Annotated in this window: 17 protein-coding genes; 14 read left to right on the top strand and 3 right to left on the bottom strand. The window is 67.8% G+C overall.

What is annotated here, in order from left to right; translation table 11 throughout:
• Positions 1–471: 471 nt before the first annotated feature.
• The 4 genes from ACIHFD_RS57660 to ACIHFD_RS57645 all read left to right on the top strand — a co-directional run bounded on the left by ACIHFD_RS57660 (position 472) and on the right by ACIHFD_RS57645 (position 10778).
• A complete protein-coding gene (locus ACIHFD_RS57660; protein ID WP_397374166.1) occupies positions 472–8397 on the top strand; it encodes a polymorphic toxin-type HINT domain-containing protein in 7926 nt (2641 codons plus the stop codon).
• Positions 8398–8399: 2 nt separating this feature from the next.
• Positions 8400–8789 (top strand): ankyrin repeat domain-containing protein, encoded by a 390-nt coding sequence (locus tag ACIHFD_RS57655; RefSeq protein WP_397374165.1) that lies wholly within the window; start codon positions 8400–8402, stop codon positions 8787–8789.
• Between the two features lie 157 nt (positions 8790–8946).
• On the top strand, positions 8947–9729 hold the full coding sequence (locus ACIHFD_RS57650; protein ID WP_397374164.1) for a hypothetical protein: 783 nt from the start codon (positions 8947–8949) through the stop codon (positions 9727–9729).
• A complete protein-coding gene (locus ACIHFD_RS57645) occupies positions 9726–10778 on the top strand; it encodes a ParB/RepB/Spo0J family partition protein (RefSeq protein WP_397374163.1) in 1053 nt (350 codons plus the stop codon). Before ACIHFD_RS57650 ends, ACIHFD_RS57645 begins: the two co-directional genes overlap by 4 nt.
• 146 nt (positions 10779–10924) lie before the next feature.
• Here the strand turns inward: ACIHFD_RS57645 and ACIHFD_RS57640 are convergent, their stop codons facing one another.
• The 3 genes from ACIHFD_RS57640 to ACIHFD_RS57630 all read right to left on the bottom strand — a co-directional run bounded on the left by ACIHFD_RS57640 (position 10925) and on the right by ACIHFD_RS57630 (position 13564).
• Positions 10925–11518, bottom strand: coding sequence for a YdcF family protein (locus ACIHFD_RS57640; RefSeq protein ID WP_397374162.1), 594 nt, complete (start codon positions 11516–11518; stop codon positions 10925–10927).
• Positions 11519–11857: 339 nt separating this feature from the next.
• Positions 11858–12649 carry a GntR family transcriptional regulator gene (locus tag ACIHFD_RS57635; protein ID WP_397374161.1) on the bottom strand — a complete coding sequence of 264 codons (792 nt, stop codon included), beginning with the start codon at positions 12647–12649 and terminating at the stop codon, positions 11858–11860.
• 132 nt (positions 12650–12781) lie between these two features.
• On the bottom strand, positions 12782–13564 hold the full coding sequence (locus tag ACIHFD_RS57630; protein ID WP_397374160.1) for a GntR family transcriptional regulator: 783 nt from the start codon (positions 13562–13564) through the stop codon (positions 12782–12784).
• A 195-nt stretch (positions 13565–13759) separates the two neighbouring features.
• Between ACIHFD_RS57630 and ACIHFD_RS57625 the strand changes: the two genes are divergently transcribed.
• The 10 genes from ACIHFD_RS57625 to ACIHFD_RS57580 all read left to right on the top strand — a co-directional run bounded on the left by ACIHFD_RS57625 (position 13760) and on the right by ACIHFD_RS57580 (position 21977).
• A complete protein-coding gene (locus ACIHFD_RS57625) occupies positions 13760–13978 on the top strand; it encodes a BldC family transcriptional regulator (RefSeq protein ID WP_363984420.1) in 219 nt (72 codons plus the stop codon).
• Positions 13978–15345 (top strand): hypothetical protein, encoded by a 1368-nt coding sequence (locus ACIHFD_RS57620; RefSeq protein ID WP_397374159.1) that lies wholly within the window; start codon positions 13978–13980, stop codon positions 15343–15345. The genes ACIHFD_RS57625 and ACIHFD_RS57620 overlap by 1 nt, the downstream gene beginning before the upstream one ends.
• Complete coding sequence (locus tag ACIHFD_RS57615) at positions 15342–16538, top strand: hypothetical protein (RefSeq protein WP_397374158.1); 1197 nt, start codon at positions 15342–15344, stop codon at positions 16536–16538. The genes ACIHFD_RS57620 and ACIHFD_RS57615 overlap by 4 nt, the downstream gene beginning before the upstream one ends.
• Entirely contained in the window at positions 16535–17299 is a 765-nt protein-coding gene (locus tag ACIHFD_RS57610; RefSeq protein ID WP_397374157.1) for an SsgA family sporulation/cell division regulator, read from the top strand. The genes ACIHFD_RS57615 and ACIHFD_RS57610 overlap by 4 nt, the downstream gene beginning before the upstream one ends.
• The gene (locus ACIHFD_RS57605; protein WP_397374156.1) at positions 17296–17550 is read left to right on the top strand and encodes a hypothetical protein; all 255 of its coding nucleotides are present in this window, start codon (positions 17296–17298) and stop codon (positions 17548–17550) included. The genes ACIHFD_RS57610 and ACIHFD_RS57605 overlap by 4 nt, the downstream gene beginning before the upstream one ends.
• Complete coding sequence (locus ACIHFD_RS57600; RefSeq protein ID WP_397374155.1) at positions 17551–17988, top strand: ATP-binding protein; 438 nt, start codon at positions 17551–17553, stop codon at positions 17986–17988.
• The gene (locus tag ACIHFD_RS57595) at positions 17985–18674 is read left to right on the top strand and encodes a hypothetical protein (RefSeq protein ID WP_397374154.1); all 690 of its coding nucleotides are present in this window, start codon (positions 17985–17987) and stop codon (positions 18672–18674) included. The genes ACIHFD_RS57600 and ACIHFD_RS57595 overlap by 4 nt, the downstream gene beginning before the upstream one ends.
• A gap of 3 nt (positions 18675–18677) precedes the next feature.
• Positions 18678–19055, top strand: coding sequence for a hypothetical protein (locus ACIHFD_RS57590; protein WP_363984433.1), 378 nt, complete (start codon positions 18678–18680; stop codon positions 19053–19055).
• Positions 19056–19065: 10 nt separating this feature from the next.
• Positions 19066–21396, top strand: a complete 2331-nt coding sequence (locus tag ACIHFD_RS57585) for a hypothetical protein (protein ID WP_397374153.1) — start codon at positions 19066–19068, stop codon at positions 21394–21396.
• Between the two features lie 236 nt (positions 21397–21632).
• A complete protein-coding gene (locus ACIHFD_RS57580) occupies positions 21633–21977 on the top strand; it encodes a hypothetical protein (RefSeq protein ID WP_397374152.1) in 345 nt (114 codons plus the stop codon).
• Positions 21978–22021 lie beyond the last annotated feature (44 nt).

Raw genomic sequence — 22021 nt, 5'->3', positions numbered from 1 at the left:
CCATGGTCATGGTTACGTGCGGTGGGTTCCAACCGGACCTGGACAAACTTTCCCAAGATCCGGCCATCACGCTGCTGACCTGGTGACGAGCACGGTGTGCCCAACCACCAGGTTGCAGAAGTTCCGCCCTGATTGCGGCCACCGACGGCCCCCTCTGCCAACGAGACGATCTCACGCGGACAGCGCCTCAACCACTGCGCGACACATGGTCCAAGGTCGTGGGCTTTCATCCGGTACGTCACACTCCGTGCCGTTTAGATGGCGAAAATCGCTCTTGTTGCGCGATCTTGCGATAGTTACGCTTTGCCCGTTTGGTAACTGCTCCGAGCCGCACGAGTCAGGACCGTTCCTGCCGGGTGGGGTGGAGCGACGTCTGGCGCCCCTCGCGGGTGTCCCTCGTTGTGGGTCGGAGTGTGACGGCGTATGCGCCGGTATTTGGCGTGGGCTCGTTCTGGGCGAACGTCCGCCGTGGTGGCGGCGATTCTCGTGAGCCTGGTGCCCGGATTGCTGGGCTTGCAGCCGTTACCGGCCGTCGCTGATGCGCTCGCGCCGGCCGCGACGGTCGCTTTCCAGGGCTCGCCGGAGACGCCGAAACAGGCGTTCGGGTCTACCAAGGCCTTGCCGACGCTCACTTCGAGTGAGGCGACGCGGACTTCTGCCGCCGCGGGTACGCCGGCGAAGAGCGTCAAGGCGCCGAAGAAGGCGCTGCCGCAGGAAGAGCGCACGGGTGTCACACGTGAGCCGAGGGTGGCCCGCAAGCCGGTGAGCGACGCTTCGGTGTTCATGGCGCAGTTGGCGGCGGAGCCGCCGTGTGGTTCGTATCAGCCGTGGCAGCGGGGTGTGTACGTCGCTTACGGGACGAATGTCTCGTATAACAAGCAGATCTGGAAGGCCATCCAGAACATTCCGTCCAGCCTCAATACCTTCCCGCCGACGACGAACGACCCGTCGTGGCAGTTGGTCGGTCCCTGCCCGCCCCCGCCGGCGCCGACGATCACCTCGATGTCTCCAGACAACGGCATGCAGGTGATGACGGCCACGCCCACGTTCAGCGCTACGGCCACCACGTGGGCGGGCGGCACGATCAGCTTCGACTTCGAGGTGTGTGACACCCCGTCGATGTACGGCTGCCGCACGTACAACGACTGCTGCCGGACGTCGTCCGGCAGCGTGACCGTGCCGGATGGCGTGCTGGCGTGGGGACGCCAGTACTGGTGGAGGTTGACTGCGAGGGATGCTTCCACCATCGGTGGCCAGAGCTCGTCCTCCTCGACGCGGACGTTCGTTGTCGGTGTGCGTCAGCCGACGATCACGTCGCAGTTGTCCACGTCGGGCGGGAGCGGCCAGGAGTTTCATCAGCTGGCCGGCAATTACACGACCGGGTTCACCGACGCGCAGGTCAGTTCGGTGGGGCCGCCGTTGTCGGTGGTGCGCTCGTACAACAGCGTGGATCCGCGGCGCACCGGTATCTTCGGCGCCGGTTGGTCGACCCGGTGGGACATGCGGATCGTCCCGGAGCAGATCCGGGGCCGGGAGTCGCTGCTGGTGACCTACCCGGACGGGCGCCAGGTTCGTTTCGCGAAGAAGGCTGATGGCAGCTATCAGCCTCCCCCCGGCTTGCCCGCGACCCTGGCCGAGGCCTCGAAGTCGCCGACCTGCCCGGCGGGGACGACCTGCACGGGCTGGGCGCTGATGGACAAGACGTCGACGACGTATGTGTTCGACGAGAACGGACGCTTGACGAAGATCGTCGATGGGCGGGGGCGTGCGCAGACGCTCGTGTATGGGCAGGATGGCAAGCTCGCCCAGGTCACCGCGCCGGGGGGCCGGTCGCTCCAGTTCGCCTGGACCGGCGCCCACGTCACGTCGGTGTCCACGGCGCCTGTCGACGGCAAGCCGCTGACCTGGACCTACTCCTACAACGGCGATGTTTTGGAGAAGGTGTGCAATCCCGAGGAGGGCTGCACACAGTACGCCCACGCCTCTGGGTCGCTGTATCGGACCACGGTGCTGGACTCCGACCCGATGGGCTACTGGCGGCTGGGCGAGAGCACCGGGACGGATGCGAAGGACCTCGGCTGGGGCAACGAGGGTAGTTATTACAGCGGCGGCACGCTCGGCAAGCCGGGTGCGCTGAGTGGTACCTCTGACACCGCCGTCGAACTGGACGCCGATGACTATGTCTCCCTGCCGGTGGATGTTCTTCCGCGCGTGGGCAAGTGGGCGTCCTTTGAGACGTGGTTCAAGACGACCAGCACGGGTCCGATCCTGCAGGTGCAGTACCAGTGGGGTACGACCAAACACTCGGTCCTGCAGGTGGCGGCTGATGGCAAGCTGTCTGCGGCCTATCTGCCCTCGACTACGCCCATCACCTCCGCGGCCGCGGTCAACGATGGCGGCTGGCATCATGTCGTGCTGACCGTCGCAGGTGATGCACATACCTTGTACCTGGACGGTCAGGTCGCAGGGACGCTGACGGCGGCGGTCGACAACCCCGAGGACTGGCCGTACGCGTCGGTGGGCGGGCTTGCCGCGAGTTTCGACGAGGTTGCCGTCTATGACCGTCCTCTGTCGGCTACCGAAACCGCCACCCACTTCGCCGCCCGCGCCGCGGCGCCGAACAAGCTCACCAAGGTCACTCTGCCGTCCGGGCGCGTCTGGGCTGACAACGTCTATGACCCGGCCAGCGACCGTCTCACGACTCACACCGACCAGCACGGCGGCACGTGGAAGATCGGCGAGCCCGTCTATGACCGGACCACCGGCCTGAGCACGGTCGCCGTCACCGACCCGCAGGACGGCACCCTCCCTCTCCAGTACGTGTACGACGCGTGGCGCGGTTACCGGATCACCTCGTTCACCGACCAGCTGGGCAAGAAGACGACCTACAGCTACGACACCGGCGGCTTCCCGCAATCGGTCACGGACCCGAACCTCAACACTGTCACGTCCTACAACGACGCCCGCGGCAACGTGCTCGAGAGCTGGACCTGCCGGACGACCAGCTGCCAGATTGTCCGCAGCGAGTACTACCTGAACGCCACCGATCAGTTCGACCCGCGCAACGACCGCCTGCTCAAGGTCCGCGACGCCCGTTCCGCGAGCGCCACCGACAACACCTACGTCACCAGCTTCGAGTACAACGCCTACGGCGATCTGACGAAGCAGACCACCCCGGCCACACCCGACTTTCCCAACGGCCGTTCGTCCACCGTCGCCTACACCGACGGCAGCGAGCCCGCCATCGGCGGCGGCACCACGCTGGCCAGGCTGGTCAAGACGCGCACTGATGCCAAGGGCAACGCCACCAGCTTCGGCTACCGCGCCGCGGGCGATTTGGCCGAGCAGACCGACCCGTCCGGGCTGGTCACCAGGTTCGAGCACGACGCGCTGGGCCGGGTGAGTGCCCAAACTCAGATCTCCGATGCCGAGCCCGGCGGGGTGAAGATCACTTTCACCTATGACAAGTTGAGCCGGCTGGCCACGCAGACGGCGCCGGGTGTGAAGAACGAGGTCAGCGGTGTCACGCACACGGCGAAGACCAGCTACACCTATGACCCGGACGGCAACACGCTCACCGAGACCGTCACCGATCTGACGGGTGGCGATCCGGAGCGGACCACGACCTACACCTACGACGCTTTCGGCCGTCAGGAGACCAGCACCGACCCTGAGGGTGGTGTGGTCCGTAGCAGCTGGGACAAGCTCGGTCTGCAGTCGACCGTCACCGACGAAGTCGGTTCGGTGTTCGGCTACACCTACACCAAACGCGGCGAGCTGGCCTCGCGAACGTTGAAGAACTGGACCGGCAGCCCGGTCAACCCGCAGCCAGCCAAGGAGATCGTCCTGGAGTCGTTCTCCTACGACGACGGCGGGCGTCTGGCCGCGCGGGCGGACGCGATGGGCCGCAAGACGTCCTACACCTACTATGGCGACGATCTGCTGTCGCAGGTGGTCGGTACGGATGTCAAGCTGAACGGCTCCACGACGCCCAAGGACGTGGTGCTGGAAGCCAACACCTACGACCCGGCGGGCAACCTCGTCAAACAGGTGATCGGCGCGGACCCCATCACCGGCGTCGGTATCACCACCACCGATTACGTCTACGACGCCGCCGGCAGGCTCACCTCGGCCACGCTCGACCCGGCCACGCTCAAGCGCAAGACTGCCTACGAGTACGACGCCAACGATCTGACGACCAAGGAGACGTGGACCGCGGCGGGCACGACGCGCCAAGAGGTCGTCTCCTACGGCTACAACCCTGCGGGCATCATGACCCGGCAGACGGTGGAGAACGGCACCGACGACCTGGTCACCACCTGGACGGTCGACGACCGCGGCCTGATCACGGCCACCACCGACCCACGCGGCAACGCCACTGGCGCGAACGCCGCTGACTACACCGCTACCAGCCGTTTCGACGCGCTCGGCCGTCTGATCGAGATCAAGGCGCCCAGCGTGCAGATCGACAAGGCCGGGACCGCCACGCAGGGGCGTCCCACCAGCCGGATCGGCTACAACACCGCGGGCTGGCAGACTCACGTCGTCGACCCAGAAGGACGGCTGGCCACCTCCGGGTTCGACAAGATGGGGCGGCGTACGTCGCTGACCTCCATGCCGTACACGCCGCCTGGCGGCACCGCGGTCACGCCCACGATGGCTTACGGCTATGACCCGGCGGGACGTCTGATCAAGACCACCGACCCGCGGGGGCAGGTCACCACGACCGAGTACGACGCGCTCGGTAACCCGGTCCGGGTGACCGATCCGCCCGCCGCAGCCGGGCAGGCTGCCGGCAAGTGGGTGTCGGAGTACGACCTGGCAGGCGAGCAGTTGGCGGCGATCGACCCGACCGGCGCCCGCCGCGAGGCTACTTACGATGACCTGGGCCGACAGATCACCAGCACCGTGATCGAACGCCGTCCGACTAGCGCGGCCTACACCACCGCCCTGGAGTACAACGCCGCCGGTGACCTCACCAAGGCGGTCCTGCCGGGCAACAGGACCATCGGCTACACGGTCAACGCCGCCGGAGAGGTCACCGCGGTGACCGACCCGAAGAACGACACCACCCGCTACGACTACGACCTGGTCGGGCGGCCCGCCAAGGTCACCAACCCGCTCGATAATGCCATGGTCGGCGACTATGACCTGGCCGGCCGGCTCACCAGCGTCACGAGCTTGGACGACAAGGGCGCGACCGTGCGCACGGTCGGCCTGGGCTATGACGCCGCCGGCAACCCCACCCGCTACACCTCCGGCGAAGGTCACGTCACCCGCCGCGGCTACGACGCCACCAACGAGCTCACCGAGTTGGTGGAGCCGGTCTCCGACAGCAAATCGATCACCACGAGTTTCGGCTATGACGCCACCGGCGCCCGCACCCGGCTCACCGACGGCCGCGGCAACGCCACCTGGACCAGCTACAACACCCTCGGCCTGATCGAAACCCTGACCGAGCCGGCCACCACCGCCCACCCCAACCTGGCCGACCGCACCTGGACCCACGTCTACGACCCTGCGGGCAACGAGACCGCGCTCATCCAACCGGGCGGGGTCCGCCTGGACCGTGAGTACGACAACCTCAACCGCGTCACCAAGATCAGCGGCTCCGGGGCGGGCATCGTCGCCGGCGACAAGACCTTCGGCTACGACCTGGCCGACCGCCCCACCACGGTCAGCGACCAGACGCTGGAGTACAACGACCGCGGCCTGCTCACCAAGGTCACCGCGCCGTCCGGGACCAGCAGCTTCGCCTATGACGCGCTCGGCAACCCCACCCAGCGCGTCGACGTGACCGGGACCACCAGCTACACCTGGGACGAGGACAACCGTCTGCGGACCGTCACCGACCCGGTCAGCGGCCGCACCAACACCTACGACTATGACAAGGCCGACCGGCTCACCACCATCACCTCCACCAGCCCGGCCAACACTCAGGCCTTCACCTACGACGCCTTGGATCGGCCTTTCACCCACACGCTGAAGAACAGCACCGGCGGCCAGCTCGCCAAGATCACTTACGGGTGGGACAAGGACGACAACCTCACCAGCAAGAAGACCGAGGGCCTCGCTGGCGCCGGCAACAACGCCTACGGCTACGACCGCGCCGGACGGCTCACTTCCTGGACTGGCCCGGACGGCACCACCACCGCGTATGAGTGGGACGACGCCGGCAACCGCACCAAGGCTGGCAGCAAGACCTATACCTACGACGAACGCAACCGCCTGACCTCTGGTGACGGCAGCACCTACGCCTACACCCCGCGCGGCACCCTGGCCTCCCAAACTAAGAACGGCACCACCCGCAACCTGACCTTCGACGCCTTCGACCGGCTCATCAACGACGGCGACGCCACCTACACCTATGACGCCTTCGACCGCATGCTCACCCGCCAAAAGTCCGGCGGCCAGCAGCGGTTCGTCTACGCTGGCCTCGACAACGACATCATCGCCATCACCGACCAGGCCGGCACCGTGCAATCCAGCTACGGCCGCGACCCCTCCGGCGCCCTGGTCAGCGTCAAAGAAGGCGCCAACCCGGCAGCGGGCGCGATGACCGACCTCCACCAGGACCTGGTCGGCACCTTCACCGGCACCGCCCTGTCCAGCACCACCACCTACAACCCCTTCGGCGAGGTCACCGCACAGACTGGCACCAAACCTTCGCTCGGCTACCAGAGCGAGTACACCGACCCCGACACCGGCAACGTCAACATGCACGCCCGCTGGTACCAGCCAGGCACCGGCGCCTTCGCCTCCCGCGACACCTGGACCCTGCCCCCGACCTCCTCTATTCAGGCCAATCGCTACACCTACGCGAGCGGCAATCCAATGACCGGCCTCGACCCCTCAGGCCATGCCGACGCGATCCATTGCGGTTGCGGCAGTGGCGCAGGTGTAGCAAACGCCCTCCCCGGCCTGGCAGTGAACGGTGCTGCTGCCGCCGCTGCGGCAGCTAAAGCGGCCTTGGCACTAGCACAGGCGGCTGCCGCTGCCGCCGCCGCCAAGGCGGCTGCTGCAGCTAAACAGGCCAAAAAGGCGGCACGAGACGCCAAAAATAATGCAACAGCCCCTCAAGGGTGGAAACCCACAAAAAGCCCGAATAACACACAACACCCGGATGACCGCCGCCAGCACAGACAACCGCGCGGGTCGGACACGAGACCGGACACGAGACCGGACACGAGGCCGAACACGACACCCCAGGGACGTCCCCGCTGCTCGACTAAATGCGACTCAAAACCAGGCAAGCCCAAGGACAAAAAGGAAAAAAAGGTAAAGACCAAGGGTGGCGTACGGAAATCCACATCCGCGCACCTGCCCAGGCGCCCATGCCGCCCCGGAGAGCCCTGCAAGGATCCGAACCGCATCGAGTTGGGCGACGGTTCCACCGGAACGGCATGGGACTCTGGCGTTGACCCATACGACCCTGATACCGATACCGACAACATCATCAACTGCGATGAAGGCTTAAGCTACTCCGGGCAGTGTGTCGACGGCGCTGGTGTGGTTGACCCCGACGAATCTGCGGTAGTTCCCGTTGGTGACCCGCCACCACCGAACATCTACTCGTGTGACGAGGCGCCCAACAGCTTCATCTCCGGCACCCGGGTACTGATGGCTGATGGCAGCACCAAGGCCATCGAAGACATCAAAATCGGCGACCAGGTCATCGCAACTGACCCCGCGACCGGCCAGACCAAGGCCGAACCCGTGACCGCCCTGATCACAGGCGAGGGCACCAAACACCTCGTCAAGATCACCGTAGACACAGACGGCGACCGCGGAACTGCCCTCGACATGATCACGGCGACGGACAACCATCCCTTCTGGGTGCCGGCGCTACGTGAGTGGCTCGAGGCGGGGCAACTCCAGCCCGGCATGTGGTTGCAAACATCCGCAGGCACGTATGTCCAGGTAACGGTAATCAAGGCGTGGACGGCGCTCCAGCGGGTCCACAACCTCACGGTCGGTGAGCTGCACACCTACCATGTGGTCGCAGGTGACCAGGGTATCCTTGTCCACAACGATGGTCCTGGCGAACGGGAGCGAGGCCCGGACGGTCGTTTCCTGCCTAATCCAAACCCTCTTGATCCTGATTCTCGATACGATCGAGTGACGCTCTGGGAGAAGACCAAGCGGGACATCCGAAGCGCTGCGCCGACGGATGCAAATGGTGACTTTATTGATCCCAACACAGGTCAGGTTATCCCCAAGGGAGGCCCCTTCCACTACGGACACAAGCCTGGCCATGAATATTGGCGAGCCCGCGATTGGGCGCGAGACAATGACTTGTCCCGGGAGGAGTTCATTGCTCATCAAAACAATGCAGACAACTACCAGATCGAGGATCCGCACAACAATATGAGTCATCAATACGAGAGTCACTGTTAGTGATGATTGATCAAGACGGACGGTCTGAGCTGCATCAAGCCGCCTTCGTGGGCGACGCCGATCAGGTTGCACTCCTCGCAGAAGGGGGGCTGGATGTAGATCTTGCTGACCGTGATGGTTTTACTCCGCTCCACTTCGCGGCACAGGAATGGAATGCGAATGCCGCGCGAGCATTGCTGGATCACGGTGCATCTGTCGATCCAGTAAATCGCCACGGAAACACTCCGCTGTTTATTGCGGTTTTCAATTCTCATGGAAGGGGGGAGTTGATTTCCCTTTTGCGTAACTTTGGGGCAGATCCATTCAGGGAGAACAGCCACGGTCAGACTCCCCTCGGTCTGGCGAGGCTGATCGGTAATTACGACGTGGCACAGTATTTCGCGGATCTATAAAATGGCCGGGAGACTCGGCTGACCGACCTGGGCCTGCCCGAAGACCCCCTCTCGGCACGTCGTGGTGACCTGACGATCAGTTGATCATCTGACAGAGTGGCTCACGTCCGAAGTACCAGCCCACAGGCTGGGAAGCATACGGAAGAACGGAGCCACCATGGCCGATGGCCATCTCGCGGCGGCGGCAAAGGCGCGGCGGGCCAAGGTCCACGTCGTCCTCAACCAGAAGGGCGGCGTTGGGAAATCCACCAACGCCGTCCAACTCGCGGCCGTTAACGCTGACACCTCTGGAGAGCAGGACTCCACCGTCGTCCTATCGATCGACCCGCAGGGATCGGTCGTGTTCTGGGCCGAACGAATCCAGGCAATCTTCGAGGAACTACTCAAAGCCGATGCGAAGAAGGCTGCGGAGCGCGCCCTGCCCTTCCACTTCGTGCAGGGTTATGACTCGCTCGAAGAGCTGGCCGATCTGCCCAATCTGCCCGGTATCCAGGACATTTGGGTGGACACCCCCGGCTGGATCCCCACTGCCAACCTGCACGCTAAGGACCCGTTCGAGGACTCCGGGTTCGCTGATGCGCTTCGTACGGTGCTGGATGTCGCCGATGACGTGCTCATCCCGATCGAGCCTGAACCGCTTGCCTTCCAGCCGACATACAACACGATCGAGCATGTGGTGAAGCCTCGCGGCTTGCCGTACATGGTGGTGGTCAACAACTGGGATCCGCGCGATGGTGAGGGATTCCGCGACCAGACCATTGAGTTCATCGATGGGCAAGGGTGGAACCGAGCGAGGACAGTGGTCCGCCACTATCGAGTCCACACGAACGCGTCGGCGGACGGCTTGCTGGTGACGACTTACCCGAAGAACCGGGTCTCCCTGGAGGCCCGGCAGGACTTCTACAAACTGGCCCTGGAATTCGGGAGGATGTCGCGGTGAGCGTCGCCATGTCAGGAAAGCGCACCAGCCTGGCGTCGCTGCGGGTCGGGAATGTGTCGGAGCCGTCGAAGCCCAAGTGGCCGGACAAGGTCAAGTTCGCCGACATGGCCGACAACCCCGGCAACCCCCGAGACGCGCTCCGCGATCTCGAAGGGTTGGCCGCCACTATCAAAGAGAGCGGCATCCTCCAAGACCTGGTCATCGTCCCACGTGAAAACTGGCTCGCGGCTCACCCTGATCACGACAAGCCCATCAATGAGGGCGGGATCGGCGACAAGCCATTCGTCATCCTCATCGGGCACCGACGCCGTCACGCTGGCGAACTGGCAGGCCTGGACGAGGCGCCCGTCAAAGTACGGGAGGACGTGGCCGCAGCCTCACGGCGGAACGCACTGATCGAGAACGTTCAGCGCGACGATCTGTCGCCGCTGGAGGAAGCGAACGCGATCCGCGACCTCATGGCAGAGGAGAACCTGTCTCAGGGAAAAGCAGCAGCCCTCCTGGGGAAGTCAGGGGCGTGGGTGTCGTTTCGGCTGGCGCTGCTCGGTCTACGGCCGGAGCTCCAGCAGGCGCTCATCAAGGGGGATCTCAAGCTGGAGGATGCACGCAGGCTCGGCAGGCTGCGCCACGACCAGCAGATCTGGCCAGATCCAGAACCGGACCCAGACCTACCGTCCCCGGCTGCAGCCCCCATAACTGAGCCGTTCTCTCAGCCTGAAGTGGCATCGGATTTGGGGCCGCCGGTCCCGCACCCCAAGCCTGAGCGGACGGCCCCCGCATCGTCTGGCGATGGGAGAACAACCCCCCCATCGCCCCAGCCTGTTCCCCCGGAGAACACGGAGCCGCTGACCACGCCCAGCCGCGGCGAGCCTCTCCATGAGGTCAGCCTGAACGAGGCACTGCGGTTGGAAGGGGCCGCCAACATGGTCAGCGATCAGCGAGCACTCCGTCAGATGACTCACCGCCATCCCGCGAAAGCTCGCGCGATCCTGAAGATCCTGGAGGACGCAGTCGCCACCTTGCGGAAGGGACTGGCAGACAATAAGTAGGCTGTCTACAGGTCTTAACGCCGTTAACGGGCAGTCATCGGAACCCCGCAGTAATATGTAGGCGATCTACAGGTATTAACGCCGTTAACGATGTAGGGCGCCCGATCCGGTACGGGCGCCCTACGGAAGTTGGCGTTTGGCGCTGGTCAGGCGACCAGCCGCGCGGTGTATCCACGATCTACGAGCCTGAGGTATGCCTCGCGGACATCATCAGGCATGGGCTGCGGAATAGCGAAGCCGCGCTCGGCATAGAGCTCGATGCGCTGGGTGTCCCCGACCAGCATGTTCGCGACACGACCGACGTCCCCGATGGAGGCCACGTAGTCGTCGAGCGCCAGGGGAAGGGAGCCGCAAATCACCTCGACCTCCGGCCAGATCTTGCGGCAGGTGGCGTAGGCCCGCCGCTGCTGGTAGGGGCGGCTGATGAGCATGATCGATCGCGGGGTGATTCCCCGCTGGGCGAGCAACTCCCGGGTCAGGGTGAGGTTCTCGGCTGTGTTGGTGGCGGCGGGCTCGACGAGGATGGCGTCGTCCGGAACCCCCAGGGAACGGGCGTGTTCCTGGTAGTGGACAGCCTCCCCGCGAGGGAAACGCGCCACTGTGGTTGGGGCGTTCGCACCGGTGAACACGATGAGCGGGAAGATGGCCTGCCGCCAGAGTTGGGCCGCGTACGTGGCCACGCTCAGGTCGTGACTACCCAGGCCGACGCCGACGTCGACGGGCCGGAGTTGGTGGCCCATCTGGTGGTAGGCCCAGAGGGTCGCAACGTCGTCTCGGATCGCCGGCGGCAGTGAAGTTCTCTTCGCCCCATCGTCGCCTTGGTGAGTGGAGAGGCCCCCGTGGTGGGCTTGAGCCGCCGTTGCGGCTGCAGCAAGCGGTGCAGGGAGCTCGGGCAGTGAGCTTAGCTCGCCGTAGACCGCAGCCATTCTGCGGTGTGCGGCCTCCACTCTGTTGGCGAGCTCATGCAGTTCGTCCGAGAAGCCGGGACGTTGCTGGTTTCGCAGGGCATTCCGCAGTTCGGTCTCAGTACTTGCCCATCGAGTTGCCAGTTCTGTTGGGATCTCGACCATGGTCGCCTCTCAGTCCGGGATGGGAACCGTGTAGGTCCAGCGGAAACGTGGTCCTACGTACAGGCCGCGGGCGTACTCGACAACGTAGTCGTTGTGGCGCGCCCACCTGGTGAAGTCGATGACTGGTACCGAGCTGGGAAGTTCCAAGAGAGCTGCCTCTCCCGGCAACGGCATGCGCGGCCACAACTCTTCAGTTACCGCTGTCGGCCCAAGCCCCAGGTCGTCAAGCACTGAATAGCCGCCGCCAGCGCCTGCGGTGCCAACAGTGGTCATCTCGATAGCGGTGTTCTCCACTTCGCTCACGCGGTACCAGCTCGTAAGGGACTGCGTGGGGCGGCCGTCGGCGTCGCGTACCAGGCGGGCCCGCTCAATGACCTCGGTTCCAACCGGCAAGGAGAGCGCGGCTGCTACATCGGGACTAGCCGCTACACGCTGGACGGTTGGTGTTTGGTCGGTACGCCGCCAAGGCTGCCCGCTGGCCTCTCGGTCCGCGGCAAAGGCGGGTACCCCGCGTGCCCGTCGAGAGCGCGAGTACCGCTCCGCCCCGAGCCACCGCATTGGAGCCTTGTAGGTGACCACCGTGCCGGCCCGCCGCTTCACCTCAACGAGTCCTTCCTCCGCGAGCTGCCGGTACGCATCAAGGACCGTCTTGCGATCAGCAGCGAACTGTTCCGCCACGTCAACCGCTCGTGGTAGCAGCGAGCCGGTCTCATATTGGCCGCCCCAGATGGCTTGGCGGTAGAACGCGGCGATCTCTTCCGGTGTGACCCGCATTTCGCCCCCTTCCGTTCTCAGCATCATAAAGGTCCTCCCTGCGGACCTATTGACAGGGCGTTCGGTCCCCTCACACAATCCCGATAGGTCCGTAGAACGGATCTAAATGCTGCGTGCGTCGAGAGTCCGGTTTGGGGGGCAATGGGTGCCAGGAAAGGGTCAGTCCGGGATCTCGAACGTGTACGACCAGGAGAAACGGCTCGCGGCGTGGATGCCGCGGGCGTACTCGATCGGCCTGCCGTCAGCCGTTCGAGTGATCCGGTGCAGTTCGACGACCGGCTCGCCGGCCGGGAGTTCGAGAAGCAGGGCTTCGTCGGCTGTCGGCATTCGCGCTGCCAGGTTCTCGGTGATCTCGTGGGGAGGCAGCCCCTGGTCGGTCAGCACCTGGAAGCCGCCGGAGCTCCCGGCTATCCCCGGCCGGGGGTCCACGAGAGGCGTGCCGTCAACGTCGGCCTGGCGGTAGTACGAGGTCATGGTGTGCGTTGGCGCGCCATCGCGTGTCATCACCCGGGCGCGCTCATACACCGGATCCCCAACGGAAATCCCCAGCGCCGCCGCCGTTGCTTCGTCGGCCTGCACCAAAGCCACATCCTGCGACTGGCCGCCCTGCTGGACGATGGCAGGGCTGTCGCCGCGGCCATCAGTGTGAGCCTCAACTGTGGTCACCTGCCATCGGTGGCGGGCGTACCGGTCGGGCCCCAGTTGGCGGACGGGGTGGGCTTGGCGGACATAGACGCCGGAGCCGTGAACGGCGTTGACCAGCCCTTCGGCCTTCAAGGTCGCCAGCGCCTTGAGCACGGGGTTCTGCGTCACGCCGTACCGCTCGGCGAGCACCCGCACCGCGGGCAGCTTGAATCCAGGCGGGAGCTGCCCGGATTTGATCTCCGATCTCAGGTCGTCGGCGATCCGGCGCGAAGGCGGGATCTGTTCTGGGTGCTGCATGAATCCACCCTACGGGAATTGCTGTACAGCACCTTGACCGCGCCCTGTGACACGTCTACCGTAAGTGCTGTACAGCACTTGCTGTCGGTCACTTCACTTTACGTCTTGAATGCCCGATTCAGCAAAGAGCTGCGACCCCGGTGCATCACCACCGGGGCCGCGGCGAGTCGCGACACCTGAAGGGAACCCCGACTCATGACAATCATCGCTGATCTGTCCCCGACCGGCGACAGGCTACTGACCTCCCAGGAGGTCGCCAGTCTCTTCCGCGTCGACCCCAAGACCGTGGCCCGGTGGGCCGTCACGGGTCGAATCGCGGCGATCCGCACGCCGGGCGGCCGCCTCCTCCGATTCCCCGAGGCCGAGGTTCACGCCGCCCTGCAGATCCCCGCTGACTTCGTAGAGGTGGCGTAATGGCCACCCCTCCCGTACAGCTCACTGCCACCGAGCAGGCCAAGGCCCTGCTGGCCGACGCGGCGAACAAGGACCGCTTCTACGAGAACTCCTCCATCTGCGATGACCAGCTTCGCTACGCGTTGCGCAAGGGCGACGACGCCGCGACCGCGATGTACGCGGCGCAGGCCGCGACCGCGCACGCGATGCTGGGCGTCGTCGACCAGCTCGGCGAGCTGCGCGCGGAGGTGCGCCACGCGGTCGGCGCCCCCCGCGAGGACCTGTTCCAGCTCGCCAGCGCGCTGCGCGGCCTGGCCACCGCCCTGACCACGTCCGCCGAACGCGACGCCGACGTCGCCGGCGCGATCCGTGCGCTGACCGGCACGCTCGCCGAGCGCATGGACACGCAGGCCGACCAGATCCTGGCTGTACGTAATGAGGTCGAGGAAGGGCTGGCCAGCGTGGCTGGCGGGGTTGAGCTGCTGGCCGACCGCCGCCGGAGCCGCTGGTGGTCCCGCCTGCCGTGGCGTCGGCACCGCACGGGTGCGCAGCCCCGCCCCAGCATCACCGAGGTGCGCGAGGCCCTGATGGGCACCGCTGCGGCGAACGCGATCACGGCGACCGGGGAGAAGGCGCTGAGCCTGCTGGCCGGCCTCGACGCGGCCGACCAGGACACGACACGGCCCTTGGTCCTGGCCGGCGGGGCGCCCGCCCACCAGGCATGGTGCGTCATCAACCAGATCGCAGCGCAGGGCCGGTTCCTGCCGGACGCGCTGCGCGATCACTGGTTGGTGCGGCCCGCTCAGCAGCAGCTGGAGGAGACCCTGCAGCGGGTGCTCACCACGGAGCTGACGGCGGCCGCCGCGGTGGCCGACCTCCGCCAGGCGGTCACCGGCCTGACGGCCGCGGTCGAGGTGGCCGCAGCCACCACCTGTGACGAGCGCGGGCTGCAGCCGGCGCGTCGGCGCTCCGACGCGACGCCCTCGCGCCCGCCCCTCGACACCAACACGGTGCTGCCGGTGGTGCCCGCGATCCCCGCTGGCCAGGACGCCCTGGAGCGCCTGGCCTACCTGCGGGAGGTGCTGGCGGACTTGGCGGTGACGCTGCCGGACAACCCGAACCGCTCGGGGCTGCGGCAGGGCCTGGCCGCCACGGTCTACGAGGCGTGGGAGGCCACGCACGCGGTCATCGCCAAGGTGGTGGACTCCAGCGTCTCCGGCCCCGTGCAGGACGCCGTGCTGCTTCTGGGCTCGGCGCTGGAGGAGATGGGCCCGGCCGGGGTGCCGTCAATGGAGTCCGTGCTGGCCGTCAGCAACCGGCTCACCGACCTGCTCAAGGTCGTCGCCGCTGAGACCGTGGGGGCGCGGGCGGAGGTGGACGCCCGATGAGCATCGCCCTTCCCAACCGCGAGCCGTCCCACCAGGAGGTCGACCGTCTCCTGTCGGAGATCGATCGCCGTTTGGTGCTCGACCAGGCCCCGCCCGCCCCGCCGCCGGCGCCGCTGGTCGACGAGCCGGTGGTCGAGGTTGAGACCGAGGTCGAGACCATCGTCAACCGAGTCGACCCCGACGGCGAGGACTGCGGCCAGGACGACGAACTCGGCGACGACGACCAGGACGACGCTGCCGAGATCGTCGATGCCGAGCTCGTGGCCTTCGAGTCCGGCGAGCTCGCCGAACTCGAGGTGTCCGGGGAGACCCGGCGGGTGCAGCGGCTGCGCCTGGAGGTTGCCGAGGCACACCAGCTGGCGCGTCTGCAGGCCGATGAGGCACCGCTGCAGCTCGAGTCCAAGAAGTTGCGCAAGCGCCGCGCGGACGTCATCGAGGCCGCCCGGCTGCATGAGCTCTCCCAGGACCCGGTGGCTCTGGCCTACCGCGACGCCAAGGTCCGCCGCATCACGACCGTGATGCTGATGGCGGCGGCCGGCATCGGATTGGCCGTCTCCAGCATCGGCGTGCAGGCCTCGGTGGCCAAGGCCACGCACCTCGTGGAGCACAGCTTCGGCTGGTGGGCCGCGTTCCTGGTCGAGCTCGGCATGAGCCTGCCGCTGCTGGCCACGGTCGGCGTGCAGGCCTACTCGGCGATGCGCGGCAAGGTCGTGGACCGCAAGTCCGAAGCAGGCCGGAAGATGTTCCGCGCCGAAGCGCTGCTGCTGACCCTGACGCTGGTGCTCAACTGCTGGCCCGCCTTCGTCATCGGCTCGTTCGATCTGCTGACGCTGATCGTGCACAGCCTGGGCCCGGTCGGGGCGGTGGTCTCGGTGTGGGTGCTGCCGGCGTTGTGGTCGGTGCTGGAGGTGCTGCCCGTACCGGAGGCCGGTACAGGCCGTACTGATGGCCGTACTGGCCTTCAGTACAGGGCAAACGCCAGCCGCCAGTACAGCGCTCCGCCGCCCCGTCCGAGGGTCGACATCGAGGCGCTGACCGCCCGGGCGCGCGCCCTGATCGCCGCCGGGGAACTGTCGGCGGACGCGGGCGTGGGCAAGTTCCGCGAGGCGCTCGGATGCGGCAGCACGCCCGCGAGCAAGGTCAAGCAGGCGATCGTGGCGCAGGCCGCTGGGCAGGCCGGGGGTGCGGCATGAAGCGCGCGACCTCGGTGACGCAGGCGCTGACGCTGTGGCCGGTCGACCAGCACCAGGTGGGGCCCGGCCGCTGGCACTCCCTGCCGCAGGGCCAGGAGCCGGTGCAGGCCGTCCTGGCTTTCGAGGCCGACGACCCGTACGCGGCCCACCTGCTGTTCCCGCACTCACACGGCGACGCCGGCGAGATGGTGTCCTGGCAGTTCGCCCGGACGCTGCTGATCGTCGGGCAGGGCACGGCCGCAGGGGAAGGCAATGTCCAGGTCGGCCCGCACGAGGCGGCCGGTTACCTGGTCATCACGCTGGTGCCGGAGCACGGCATCCCCCTGAAGTTCTTCGCCGCCCGCGCCCTGGTGGCCAAGTTCGTCCAGGCCACGATCGAGGCGGTCCCGATCGATCGTGAGCACGAGCGGATCGACTGGGACCGGGAGCTGGCCGCGCTGCTGGGCCACCGGGTCAAGGTGACCTTCCGCGAGGCCGACGGCTGCTTCGGGCGTACCCGGCCCGGCACGCTGGCCGCCGACCCCACGGACCGGGCCATGGTGGTCATCACCGTGCCCAGCAGCGCCGGTTCCCTGGCCAGCTGGCGCATCAGCCGTGACGAGCTGGCCCGCGAGGTCGAGCGGGCGCGCCGGGTCATCCGGGCCCGCAGCAGGGACATCCTGCTGGCGGTGCCCGGGGACGCGGAGCTGCTGCTGGGCGTGGGCGCCGTGCAGGAGTTCCTGCTGGCCAGCTTCCACACCGCGCTGGACGGTGCGTCATGACCGCCGCGATGGTGGCGCCCGCCTGCGGGCTGGGGCGCGAGGAACTGGTGATGCTGGCGGCCGCCTACAGCGAGCTGCTGGCCGCGGCCCGGGCGAGCGTGGCGGCCGCCGAACTCGGCGAGGCCGACCCGCTGGTCTACCTGCGCGAACACCTCGCCGAGCACGGCCAGCTTCCGCCGGCCGGGGCCCGGCCGGTGCGCCTGCTGGCCCAGGCCGCCGTCCCGTCGACGCACCGGGCGGGGGTGGCGTAGATGGCGATCACCATCAGCGCGCCCACCGCGAGCTCACGCGCGTTCGACGGGCTCCCGGCCGCGATTGCGCAGGCCAGAGCCTGGGTGCGCGAGCTGCTGCCGGCCGGCTGCGACCGGGTCGACGACGTCGTCCTGGTCGTCAGCGAGCTGACGACCAACGCGGTGATGCATTCGGCGTCAGGGGCGCCGGGTGGCCGGTTCGCCCTGCAGGTCGAGGTGGACGCGGCCGCTCACAGCGTGGGGGTGACCTGCGTCGACCTGGGGCCCGCGCTGGTCGCGGCCAAGCGCGGCGAGGGCGAGGGCGGGCACGGCCTGGCCCTCGTTCGGGAACTGGCCGACACCTACGAGGTCCGCGCCGAGCCGACCAGCCGCACCGTGTGCTGCTGGCTGGACTGGGCTGAGCAGAGCGAAACCGCCAACGGCGGGGGGCGGCGATGAGCGCCCTCGCCGTGGTCGCGGCCCTGGCCGGGCAGACCGGCCAGGGCCCCGGCCTGCTGTCTGTTTCGTCTGTTTGGTCTGTTTCACAAGCGGGCTGGATGGTCACCGAGCCGCTGTTTTGGCTGGTAGCCGGTGTGCTGCTGGCCGGGGCGCTCGCCCTGGGGATCCGGGCCGGTCACGCCGGGATCAACCCCCGGGCGCTGTGGCGCAACGAGCGGGACCTGCGCCGGCCGGGCCGGATCTGGGCCCGCTACGCCCGCGTGCTGCTGGCCGCCGGCCTGCTGACGGGGGCGTGCGCCCTCGGCGCCGCCCTGGTCGTGCTGGTCGTCGGGGTGGGCCTGGTGGCGGGGGCCGGGGCGCTGGTCTGGTACTGGCTGCGCCTGGGCGCCGACTGGGTCGAGCCGCGTACCAGTGCCGCCGACCGGCGCATTCTGGGCCAGCCCGACCCCTACCCCTACCTGCGAGAGCCCGCCCACGACGACCTGCCCGGCGACCTGCCCGGTGACCTGGGCGACCCCGGCGACCGGCGCGACGTGGTCGGCGCCGTGCTCGGCGAGGTGGCTGAGCTGAGTGGCCCACCGCAGACGTTCGAGCGGGCCAGGCCCCCCGGCCCGGCCGGCACCGCCGACCCCGCGCCGCCGCCCGGCGGCGTGGTGGTCGTGACCCGCAACCCGAAGGAGACCTAGGGCATGGCCCGATACGAAGATCTCGCGAACCTGCCGACCAGGACCACCGAGGACGTGCGCGGCTACGGGCGCGAACTCGACAAGGTCGCGCTTGACCTGATCACCGAGCTGGAGTGCCGCGCCCATGAGCTGCGCGGCGCGTTGATCGCGATGCTCAAGTACTGCAAGGCCAACCACATCGGCGATGGCAAGTCGATCGGGTGGAAGGCGTCGCGGTCGGTGGCGACCATCTACACCGCCACGATCGCGCTGCGCGCGGTGCGGCTGGCGGCCAAGCGGATCTACCCGCGGATCGAGAAGTTCTGCGGCGTGGAGCTGGAGGAGCTGCGCCGGCGCAAGGGCAAGACCAAGTCCCCTGATCACGACCCGCTGGACGTGTGAGGCCCACATCATGAACGGATTCGACGACGACCGCGCCGCGGCGCGCGCTGTGCGCAAGCTGTCGCGGCAGATGGGCGCCGATCGGCGCACCGACCGTGAGCAGGGCTATGAGTTCCCCAAGGCGCTGCGCATCGGCGCCCCGTGGGCGCTGATCCCGCTGACGTTCCTGGCCGCCGCGGTGCTGCAGCTCGCCTTTTTCGCCTGGCAGGTCGAATGGCTGGGAGGCGTGCTGTTCGGCGGGTCCGCCGTGGCGTTGAGCCTGCTGCGCTGGAAGCTGTCGCACCAGCGCACGTGGTGGCGCAAGGTGCTGGAGGTCGCCGACGTCGCCGCGCCGCTGACACTGATCATGCTGGTCGTGGCGTTCGGCTACCACGTGGAGGTGATGCTGACCTTCCTCGCGGTCGGCATCACGCTGGCGATCGCGCACAACATGCGCCATGCCCGCCACAGCGAGGGCGGCGAGCTGGTCACCACCACCGCCGCCGGGCAGGCCGGCGGCGGCAAGGACCGCGCCGCTGAGTGGCGGGCCTGGACGGCGGAGAACCTGCCCGCCGCGCACGGTTCGCAGCTGACCGTGCTGGAGGACTCCGGGGAGCGGCTGACCGCCGGCGTCGAGCTGCGGCCCGGCCAGGTCCCCGAGGACATCACCGAGGAACTGCCCCGCATCGAGTCGTGGGCAGGCGGCATCCGCGAGGGTGCCACCGCCATCGTCGGCAACTTCCAGAACAAACTGCTGCTGATGATCCCGCGCAAGGACGCCCTGGACAGCCCGATCCCCTGGCACGGCCCGCACGCGCCGGGTGAAAACATCATCGAGCCCATCGAGCTTGGCCGCTACCGGGACGGCTCCCCGCTGGCCATGGTGTTGCCGCACACCAAAATCAACGGCAAGCCCAAGGTCGTGGCGCACCTGCTGACCGCGGGCATGCCCGGCGCCGGCAAGACCGAGGCCGGGCAGGTCAGCGACTTCTCCATCGCCTGCCGGGCGGAGTCGGCGCTGATCTTGTGTGACTCGGTCAAGGCAGAGCAGTCGCTGCACGGCCTCGACCAGGCCGCCGCCTACGTGGCCAGCACCGCCCCGATGATCCGCTGGCTGCTGACGCGGCTGGTCAACCACACCATCCCGGCGCGGGCCGCCTACCTGGGCAACCCCGCCCGCAACCTGCTGGGCAAGCACCTGACCAACTGGGTGCCCGGCTGCGGGCTGAAGTTCCTGTCGGTCCACTTCGCCGAGGCCGGCGCGCTGGTCGGGGTGGAAGCGGTCACCACCATCGTGGAGCGCTGCCGCTCGGTCGGCATCTGGATTGACTTCGAGCTGCAGCGCGCTTCCCACACCAAGGTCGACACCGACGCCCGCGCCATGTTCGGCGCCGGCCAGTCCTTCGGCGTGGAAGACGAGGTCGACGCCCGGATGGTGCTTTCGGACCGGCTGGTCGACCTGGGCGCCGACCCGTCGGCGTGGGGCACCGACAACCCGGGCTACGTGTACATGGAAGCCCCGTGGGTGCCCAAGGCCCGCCGGACCATGCCCGCCCGCTACGACAACATCGGCGCCGCCGACCTGTCGGCGGCCGTCGCCGAGTACCGGCACCTGTTCCAGGACCTGGACCCGGTCACCGCGGACTCGCTCGGCAAGCCGTACGCCGAGTTCGTGGCCACCCGCGTCGCCGCTCGTGACGCCGCGCCGCGCCAGCACTCCTTCAACCCGGCCGCCCACGGTGGCGCCGTCGCGTCGGCACAGGCCGCGGCGCTCACCTCCCCCGCACCATCACCCGCCCCCTCATCCACCCCGCCGACCTTGGACGGCATCGCCATGCTGATCCCTTCCCAGCCCGACCACCACGACCCCGACGAGCTCACGCCCGAGGAGGAGACCCAGATGAAGAACGAAGCAGCCGACGAACTAGCGGCATCGTTCGCCGAGATGGTCGACCGCGACGACGACCCGGACCTGGCGTTCGAGACCGCCGCCGAGCTGCGCGCCGCGACCGACGACGTCCGGCTCGGCACCGCCGGCGACCTGCCCGCGCCGGGCGCGTTCGTCCGCGATGAGTCGGCGGACATCGAGTTCCCCGGCCAGCCGCCGGAGGGCCCCAAGATGCCCAAGGCGGAGGCGGTAGCGGTCCTGGTGGAGATCCTGGCCGGGATCGGCGTGGGCAACGAGTTCGCGCCCAAGGACCTGTACCAGGCGGTGCAGGAGCGCACCGGCCACTCGGGGACCTGGGTCCGGCAGACCCTGCCGCTGCTGGCCAGCCAGGGCTACATCGACGCGACCGCGGCCCGGGGCCGTTACGTCGTCCTGGAGACCGACCTCAAGCCCGAACTCAGCTACTCACGGTGACCAAACGGGGGCCGTCGCGGGCGTTGTCCGGCCCCCGTTGTTTGACAACGACTCGCCCGCCGTTAAACAGACAAATCGCCTAATGATCTTGGTTTTCCTAAAGACCCGGGATGTCAAACAACGACCGTCAAACAACCCCGGGGCAGCGATACCAGCCTCTCGCGCGGCCAGGCGGCCGCGCACGCACCGTAACCACGCAGCCCGCCACGCCACCGACCGGAGGAGGCGCGTTTCCCGTGATCTGGAGCCCTGCACCCGGCGACCACCGCCCATCCTGGCGCCCGTCCCGCCGCCTGTCCCGCACACCGATCACCCCCACCACCCCGCCGCTCGTCTCCCCGCCGCCGCCCTGGGAGGTCCTGCTGCCGATGCTGCAGGTGGCGGCCCTGCTGGGTGTGGTCGGGTGGGCGGTGTTCCTGGCCGTCACCGCCGACCCGTGGCTGGCCATGCTCGTGGTCGGCCTGACGTGCGGCCTGGCCCACAAGATCGTGACGGTGATCCGCGCCGTCGAGCGCGCCCAGCAGGCGGAGCCCGTGGCCTTCGACGCCGGGCGCGTGGATCTGGACCACGACGACTGGTGAGCCGGCGCCTGCCTCGCGCCGGGAGGGCCCGGCCGGGAGGGCGC

The organism is Nonomuraea sp. NPDC051941 (genome assembly GCF_044593615.1).
This window is presented reverse-complemented; position numbering and strand designations above follow the sequence as displayed.